Source organism: Variovorax sp. P1_H12_2, from assembly GCF_056405335.1.
This window is the reverse complement of record NZ_JBFUCI010000341.1, coordinates 1-7,154: the sequence shown is the minus strand read 5'-3', so window position 1 is coordinate 7,154 and position 7,154 is coordinate 1. Positions and strand designations below refer to the sequence as shown.

Genomic DNA, 7,154 nt, shown 5'->3' with positions numbered 1-7,154 from the left:
GCTTCGTGCTGTGGCCGCTGCATTTCAGCTTCGGGCAGCCCGCGGTCGAGGGCGCGCCGGCCTTCCTGTTCAATGCGCTGCGCGGCTTCGACCAGCCCTTCAACCAGGCCCCCTCGCTGCACATCGCGCTGGCCGTGATCCTGTGGGACTGGTACCGCCGCCTGATCCATGCGCGCTGGGCGCGCGCCGTGCTGCACCTGTGGGCCTTCGCGATCTCCGCCTCGGTGCTGACGACCTGGCAGCATCACTTCATCGACATCCCGACCGGCGCGCTGCTGGGCCTGCTGTGCGTCTGGCTGTGGCCGCTGGAGCGCGTGGTCGCGCTGCCGCGCGCGTGGCGGCTGGCGCGCGATCCGCAGCGCTGGAAGCTCGCGGGCTTCTACGCCGCCGGCGCCCTGCTGTGCCTGGCGATCGCGCTCGGCCTGCACGGCACCGCGCTGTGGCTCGGCTGGGCGGCCCTGTCGCTGGCGCTGGTGGCGCTCAACTATGCGGGCCTGGGCGCGCGCGGGTTCTGCATGGACCGGCACGGCCGCATGCACTGGGCCGCCCGCTGGCTGTTTGCGCCCTACCGGCTCGGCGCCGCCCTCAACGCCTGGCTCTGGACGCGGCGGCTGCCGGCATCGGCCGAAGTGGCGCCCGGATTGCGCCTGGGGCGCCTGCCGACCCTGGCCGAATGGCGCGCCGCCGGCGAGCCGCGGCTCGTGAGCCTGTGCGCCGAACTGCAGTTGCCGCCGGTGCCGCATGCGCGCTGYGTGCCGATGCTGGACCTGGCCGTGCCCTCCGTCCCGCAGCTGCGGCGGGCGGTCGCGGTGATCGAGGGACAGCGCCGCGGCGGCCAGTCGGTATGGGTCTGCTGCGCGCTCGGCTTCTCGCGCAGCGCGGCCTCGGTGGTCGGGTGGCTCGGACTGCACGGGGCCGAGGGCACGCTCGCCGGTGCGCACGAAACGGTGCGCCGGGCGCGACCGCAGATCGTGCTGCGCGCCGGCTGGCTGGCGCGGCTCGAAGAGCTGCCCACCTTGGGAGATCCGCGCCATGAATGAGAGCGACCGCGCCCTGTGCGTCGCCACCGCCGGCCTGCTGCGCGCGAGCGGCGCGATCGCCTTCTGGGGTCTCGCGCTCGCGGCGATCGCCGGCGTGGTGCTGTCGCTGACCGGGCGCTCGCTGCCGGCTGCGGCCTGGGCGTCTTACGCCCTGGTTGGCCTGCTCGGCCTGCCGGAACGCTACCTGGCCTTGCGCCTGCGCCTCGACGCCACGCTGTTCGAGGGGCTCGCCGGCGGCGCCATCGCCAACCTGCCCGCGCTCGATGGCGCACTCGAGAAGCTGGGCCTGCGGCGCGCCGCCGACGCCACCCGCCCGCTCGCCGAGCGCGTCCTCGGAACCCGGCAGTTGATGCAGCGCCACGGCATCGTGGTGGCCACGCAGACCGTCGTCTTCATCCTGGCGCTCGTCCTGCTGGACTGAGCCCTGCCCCCAAGAATCCCTAGGAGTTCCCATGAGTCCTTCCCCTTCCGGGGGCCTGCGCAGGCTCGCCGCCATCGCCTCGGCCTGGCTGATCGTGGTCTTCGCGCGGCTTCTGACCGGCGTGCGCGCCATCTGGGCCGGCAGCACACCCCTGGCCGAGCAGACCCTCTACTTCGCCAACCACACGAGCCATGGCGACTTCGTGCTGCTGTGGGCCACGCTGCCGCCCGATCTGCGCGCCCTCACGCGGCCGGTCGCGGGGCAGGACTACTGGGAGGCATCGGCGCTGCGCCGCTTCATCGGCCAGGACGTGTTCAACGCCCTGATGATCCGCCGGGACGGCTCCGCGGCGAGCGGCACCACGGCCAACCCGGTCGAGCAGATGACCGAGGCGCTGCGCTCCGGCGACTCGCTGATCATGTTCCCCGAAGGCACCCGCAACACCGGCGACGAGACGCTGCTGCCGCTCAAGAGCGGGCTCTACCACCTGGCACGCGCCTTTCCGCAGGTGCGGCTGGTGCCGGTGTGGATCGAGAACCTCAAGCGCGTGCTGCCCAAGGGCACGCTGGTGCCGATCCCGCTGGCCTGCACCGTGCGCTATGGCACGCCGCTGCGCCTGGCGGACGGCGAGGACAAGGCCGCCTTCATCGCCCGGGCCCGCGCCTCGATGCTCGACCTGCGCCCCGAATACGACAAAGCGGAAGACCCGGCACCATGACCTTCTCTGTCTCTTCCCACACCACGCTGATGCTGTTCGGCGGCGTCGCGGGCGTTCTGCTGCTGGCCTCGGCCATCGGCGCGCTGCTCAAGTGGCGGGTCGCGCACGGCGAGCCGCATTCGGTGATCGACAACCTGAATTCGCGCGTCAACGCCTGGTGGGTGATGGTCGCCGTGATCGGCCTCGCCTTCGCCTTCGGCAAGGGCGGCGTGATCGTGCTGTTCTACCTGATCTCCTTCTATGCGCTGCGCGAGTTCATGAGCCTGGCCTACACGCGGCGCGGCGACCACCATGCGATCGCGGCGGCCTTCTTCATCGTGCTGCCGGTGCAGTACCTGCTGATCTGGATCGACTGGTACGGGCTCTACGCGATCTTCATCCCGGTCTACGCCTTCCTCGTGCTGCCGATCCTCGCCGCGGTCGGCGGCGACACCAAGCGATTCCTGGAGCGCACGTCCAAGGTGCAATGGGGCCTGATGGTCTGCGTGTTCTGCATCAGCCACGTGCCGGCGCTGCTGACGCTGCAGATTCCCGGCTTCGAGGGCYGCAACCTGCTGCTGATCGCCTTCCTCGTGATCGTGGTGCAGGGCAGCGACGTGCTGCAGTACGTCTGGGGCAAGCTCTTCGGCAAGCGCAAGGTGGCGCCGGAGCTGTCGCCGTCGAAGACCTGGGAAGGCCTGGTCGGCGGCGTGCTCAGCGCCACCGCGCTGGGCGCGGCGCTGTACTGGGCCACGCCCTTCAACCCCTGGCAGGCCGCGCTGATGGCGCTCACCGTGTGCGTCATGGGTTTCTTCGGCGGCCTCGTGATGTCCGCGATCAAGCGCGACCGCGGCGTGAAGGACTGGGGCACCATGATCGAAGGCCACGGCGGCATGCTGGACCGGCTCGACTCGGTGGTCTTCGCCGCGCCCGTGTACTTCCACGCGCTGCGCTACTGGTGGGTGCCCTGAAGGCGCGGTACGCGGCGCGCTATTTCGCCAGCGCCCGCAGCGCCAGCTTGATCCCCTCGCCCACCGCCACGTCCTTCGGCAGCGCCTTGAGCGAGGCCGCGGCCTCCTTGTCGCTGTAGCCGAGCGCGACCAGCGCCTGCAGGATGTCGGCCTGCGCGTCGGTGGCGGCATGCGCGGGCACCGCGATGTCCGCGCCCAGCTTGCCCTTGAGCTCGAGCAGCAGCCGCTCGGCGGTCTTCTTGCCGATGCCCGGAATCTTCACCAGCCGGCCGGCCTCCTGCAGCGTGATCGCCTGCGCCAGCTCGCCCACGCTCAGCCCGCTCAGCACGCCCAGCGCCATGCGCGGCCCCACGCCCGAGATCTTGATCAGGAGCCGGAACGCCGCGCGTTCCTGCGCCGTGCCGAAGCCGTAGAGGACCTGCGCATCCTCGCGCACCACGAAGTGCGTCAGCAGCGACACCCGCTCGCCGGCGCCCGGCAGGTTGTAGAAGGTGCTCATCGGCACATCGACCTCGTAGCCGACGCCGTTGCAGTCCACCACCACCTGCGGCGGATTGCGTTCGGCCAGGATGCCGGTGAGTTTGCCTATCATGGGTGCCCTTTTCGCTTTTGAAATGAAATCCGCGTGATTCTGCGACACACCTTCGCCCCGCCCAACAACACGCGCCTCGGCCACCTCTGCGGCCCGCTCGACGCGAACCTGCGGCGCATCGAGGAAGCCCTCAACGTCAAGATCGCGCACCGGCACGAGCAGTTCAAGATCGACGGCCCCAAGTTCAACGCCCAGCGCGCCCTCGAGGTGCTGCAGGCGCTCTACGAAATCGCGCAGCGAGTCATCGATCCCGCCGTGGTCCAGCTCACCCTGGCCAGCGACGGCGAGATGGCCGAGGCCGAGGACGGCGCCATCCTGCTGGCCACGCGGCGCACCGACCTGCGCGCGCGCACGCCGAATCAGAGCGTCTACCTGGACAACATCGCCAACCACGACATCACGCTGGGCATCGGCCCGGCCGGCACCGGCAAGACCTACCTCGCCGTGGCCTGCGCGGTCGACGCACTGGAGCGCAGCGCGGTGCAGCGCATCGTGCTGACCCGGCCCGCGGTCGAGGCCGGCGAACGGCTCGGCTTCCTGCCCGGCGACCTGACGCAGAAGGTCGATCCCTACCTGCGACCGCTGTACGACGCGCTCTACGACCTGATGGGCTTCGACCGCGTGCAGAAGGCCTTCGAGCGCAACGCGCTGGAGATCGCGCCGCTGGCCTTCATGCGCGGGCGCACGCTCAACAACGCCTTCGTGATCCTCGACGAGGCGCAGAACACCACGGTCGAGCAGATGAAGATGTTCCTGACCCGCATCGGCTTCGGCGCCAAGGCGGTGGTGACCGGCGACGTGAGCCAGATCGACCTGCCGAAGACGCAGCCGAGCGGACTGATCGACGCCGAGCGGGTGCTCAAGCGCGTCAACGGCATCGCCATCACGCGCTTCACGAGCGCCGACGTGGTGCGGCACCCGCTGGTCGCGCGCATCGTCGATGCCTACGACAACTCGCGCAAGCGCACAACCGCACGCTGACATGGCTCTCTCAGACCTCTCACTGTCGCTGCAGTTCGCCCGCTTCAAGGGCGTCGAGCGCCATCGCGCCGCACTGCCGCGCCACAGTGTCACCCGCTGGATCCGCCACGCGCTCGATGCCGACGGCGAGATCACGGTGCGCATCGTCGATACCGACGAAGGCCAGCAACTCAACCGCGAGTTCCGGGGCAAGGACTACGCGACCAACGTGCTGACCTTCGACTACGCGCAGTCCCCGGTCGTGATGGCCGACCTGGTGCTCTGCGCGCCGGTGGTGGCGCGCGAGGCGAAGGAGCAGCGCAAGACGCTGGCCGCGCACTACGCCCACCTGCTGGTGCACGGCACGCTGCATGCGCAAGGCTGGGACCACGAGACCAGCGAGGCGGACGCCGAAGCCATGGAAGCCCACGAGATCGAGATCCTCGCGCGCCTCGGGATCCGCAACCCGTATTGACTCGGCCCGGCGCCGGCTACTGCATCTGCAGCGGGATGGTCACCGGACCGTCGTTCACCAGGTGCACCTGCATGTCGGCGCCGAACTCTCCGGTCGCCACCACCGGATGCGCATCGCGCGCCCGGGCCACGAAGTACTCGTAGAGCCGCCGCCCTTCGTCGGGCGGTGCGGCCTGCGTGAAGCTCGGGCGATTGCCGCCGCTCGCGTCGGCGGCCAGCGTGAACTGGCTCACCACCAGCAGGCCGCCGCCGATGTCCTGCAGGCTGCGGTTCATCTTGCCGGCATCGTCGGCGAAGATCCGCAGCTTCAGGATCTTCGCCAGCAGGCGGTCGGCCAGCAGATCGCCATCGCCGCGTTCGGCGCACAAGAGCACCAGCAGTCCGGCGTCGATGGCGCCGACCGTGCGGCCCGCGATCTCGACCCGGGCGCCGGCCACGCGCTGCAGCAGCGCCTTCATGGTGTCGCTTCCTTCTGCGTGGCGCGCGCCATCGCCAGCGCGAAGGTCGCACTCGCCAGGTTGACGAACGACTCCATGGCGTCCGAGATCAGCCCCATGGAGTTGGTCACGTAGCCTGCAGCGCCCTTGAGAAGGATCGTGACCACGGCGACCGCGATCGACGCCCGGAGCAGTTGGGCAGGACTCAGCGAGGCGAATTTCAAGGGATGAAAAGTAACTGAAAAGCAAAGTGCGAACAATGGCGCAGACGCGGCGCCGCCGGATTATCGCGGTCCGCCCACCCTCGCGTACCATCGACCGCAACGTCCCCAATCGTTGCGGAAGTGTGTTCGTGAACAAAAAATCAACCCTGGTCCTGTGCGGCTTCGCCCTTGCCGTCTCCGGCGCGGCGGCCCAGACAAGTGCAGGCGGCACCCCTTCGGCCGAAGCGACCAAGCCCGCCGTGGCGGTCGAGGAACGCGCCGGCATCGTGAAATCCGTGCGCGGTGACGTCCAGCTGCTCAGTGCCGATGGCAAGCCGCGGGCCGCGAGTGCCGGCGACGCCGTGGCGCCCATCGACCGCCTCCAGACCGGTGCCGACTCGGGCGCCAGCGTGGTGCTGCGCGACGGCACGACACTGGTGGTCGGTCCGTCGTCGCGGGTCGACCTCAAGCAGTTCCATTTCGACTCGACCACGCAGGACGGCGGCATGCTGGTCTCGCTGCTGCGCGGGACCCTGCGGATGGTCACCGGACTCATTGGCAGGAGCCACCCCGATGCCGTGCGCGTCGAGACGCAAACCGCGGTGATCGGCATCCGCGGCACCGATTTCATCGTCGAGGCGGATCCGCAGCCGTGACCGTCCGCCGTCTCCTCCCTCTTCTCGTCGTTGTTTCTTCCCTCCTGCTCGCGGCCTGCTCCTCGCCGGGTACCCGCGTGGTGCTGCTGCCCCAGGCCGACGGCCAGCCGTCCGCCGTGGTGGTGCGCACCGAGGACGGCGAAGAGACGCTGTCCCAACCCTACGAACGCGCGACCGCCAAGCAGGGCGCCCACGGCGCGCCGACGATCGACAAGGTCGATCCTGAGCGCCTGAAGCAGGACAACAAGATGCTCTTCGACCTGATGCCACCGCCGGCGCAGAGCTACACCGTGTATTTCGAAGCCGGCGGCATCGTGCTGACCGCGGCGTCGCAGATCGCCATGAACGAGGCCCTGGCGACCGCCCTGGCGCGCAGCGGCGGCGAGATCGTGGTCACCGGCCACACCGACACCGTCGGCCCCCTGGCGCTCAACGACAACCTGTCGCTCACCCGCGCCCTGGAAGTTCGGCAGCTCTTCCTCGTTCGCGACTTCCCGTCGAACCGTATCGAAGCCGTGGGCCGCGGCGAACGCGAGCTCGCGGTGCGCACGGCCGATGACGTCGACGAGCCGCGCAACCGCCGGGTGACCATCGAAGTCAGGTAGTTGCTCGCCCCCAGGTCGGGCTCACTTCGTGTAGCCCTCCCACCCCCTACCGGGGGCAACACCAGCGGCCCGGCGAAGCCGGTTCCGCGGTGTTTCAC

Annotated in this window: 10 protein-coding genes and 1 pseudogene; 8 read left to right on the top strand and 3 right to left on the bottom strand. The window is 69.8% G+C overall.

Features of this window, described 5'->3' with window-relative positions; translation table 11 throughout:
* The 4 genes from AC1D2K_RS26180 to AC1D2K_RS26165 all read left to right on the top strand — a co-directional run.
* Window positions 1-1,040 (top strand): phosphatase PAP2 family protein (locus AC1D2K_RS26180; protein ID WP_478092197.1); only part of this gene is annotated, 1,040 nt, incomplete at its 5' end.
* Window positions 1,033-1,461 carry a hypothetical protein gene (locus AC1D2K_RS26175; RefSeq protein WP_478092195.1) on the top strand — a complete coding sequence of 143 codons (429 nt, stop codon included), beginning with the start codon at window positions 1,033-1,035 and terminating at the stop codon, window positions 1,459-1,461. The genes AC1D2K_RS26180 and AC1D2K_RS26175, both read left to right, overlap by 8 nt.
* Window positions 1,462-1,492: 31 nt before the next feature.
* Window positions 1,493-2,179 carry a lysophospholipid acyltransferase family protein gene (locus AC1D2K_RS26170; RefSeq protein ID WP_478092193.1) on the top strand — a complete coding sequence of 229 codons (687 nt, stop codon included), beginning with the start codon at window positions 1,493-1,495 and terminating at the stop codon, window positions 2,177-2,179.
* Window positions 2,176-3,129: a phosphatidate cytidylyltransferase gene (locus AC1D2K_RS26165; RefSeq protein ID WP_478092191.1), complete on the top strand. Its 954-nt coding sequence runs from the start codon at window positions 2,176-2,178 to the stop codon at window positions 3,127-3,129. Before AC1D2K_RS26170 ends, AC1D2K_RS26165 begins: the two co-directional genes overlap by 4 nt.
* A gap of 19 nt (window positions 3,130-3,148) precedes the next feature.
* Here AC1D2K_RS26165 and ruvA read toward each other — a convergent pair whose 3' ends face one another.
* A complete protein-coding gene (ruvA, locus tag AC1D2K_RS26160) occupies window positions 3,149-3,721 on the bottom strand; it encodes a Holliday junction branch migration protein RuvA (protein ID WP_478092190.1) in 573 nt (190 codons plus the stop codon).
* Window positions 3,722-3,754: 33 nt separating this feature from the next.
* Between ruvA and AC1D2K_RS26155 the strand changes: the two genes are divergently transcribed.
* Both AC1D2K_RS26155 and ybeY read left to right on the top strand, forming a co-directional pair.
* Entirely contained in the window at window positions 3,755-4,702 is a 948-nt protein-coding gene (locus AC1D2K_RS26155; RefSeq protein WP_478092189.1) for a PhoH family protein, read from the top strand.
* 1 nt (window position 4,703) lies between these two features.
* A complete protein-coding gene (ybeY, locus tag AC1D2K_RS26150; RefSeq protein ID WP_478092188.1) occupies window positions 4,704-5,156 on the top strand; it encodes an rRNA maturation RNase YbeY in 453 nt (150 codons plus the stop codon).
* Window positions 5,157-5,172: 16 nt separating this feature from the next.
* Here ybeY and dtd read toward each other — a convergent pair whose 3' ends face one another.
* Both dtd and AC1D2K_RS26140 read right to left on the bottom strand, forming a co-directional pair.
* Window positions 5,173-5,613: a D-aminoacyl-tRNA deacylase gene (dtd, locus tag AC1D2K_RS26145; RefSeq protein ID WP_478092186.1), complete on the bottom strand. Its 441-nt coding sequence runs from the start codon at window positions 5,611-5,613 to the stop codon at window positions 5,173-5,175.
* Between the two features lie 5 nt (window positions 5,614-5,618).
* A pseudogene (locus AC1D2K_RS26140) lies at window positions 5,619-5,816 on the bottom strand (cation efflux transmembrane domain-containing protein); the annotation flags it as partial.
* Between the two features lie 128 nt (window positions 5,817-5,944).
* Between AC1D2K_RS26140 and AC1D2K_RS26135 the strand changes: the two are divergent.
* Both AC1D2K_RS26135 and AC1D2K_RS26130 read left to right on the top strand, forming a co-directional pair.
* Complete coding sequence (locus tag AC1D2K_RS26135) at window positions 5,945-6,451, top strand: FecR family protein (RefSeq protein ID WP_478092185.1); 507 nt, start codon at window positions 5,945-5,947, stop codon at window positions 6,449-6,451.
* Entirely contained in the window at window positions 6,448-7,056 is a 609-nt protein-coding gene (locus AC1D2K_RS26130; RefSeq protein WP_478092183.1) for an OmpA family protein, read from the top strand. Before AC1D2K_RS26135 ends, AC1D2K_RS26130 begins: the two co-directional genes overlap by 4 nt.
* The last annotated feature ends 98 nt before the right edge of the window (window positions 7,057-7,154 follow it).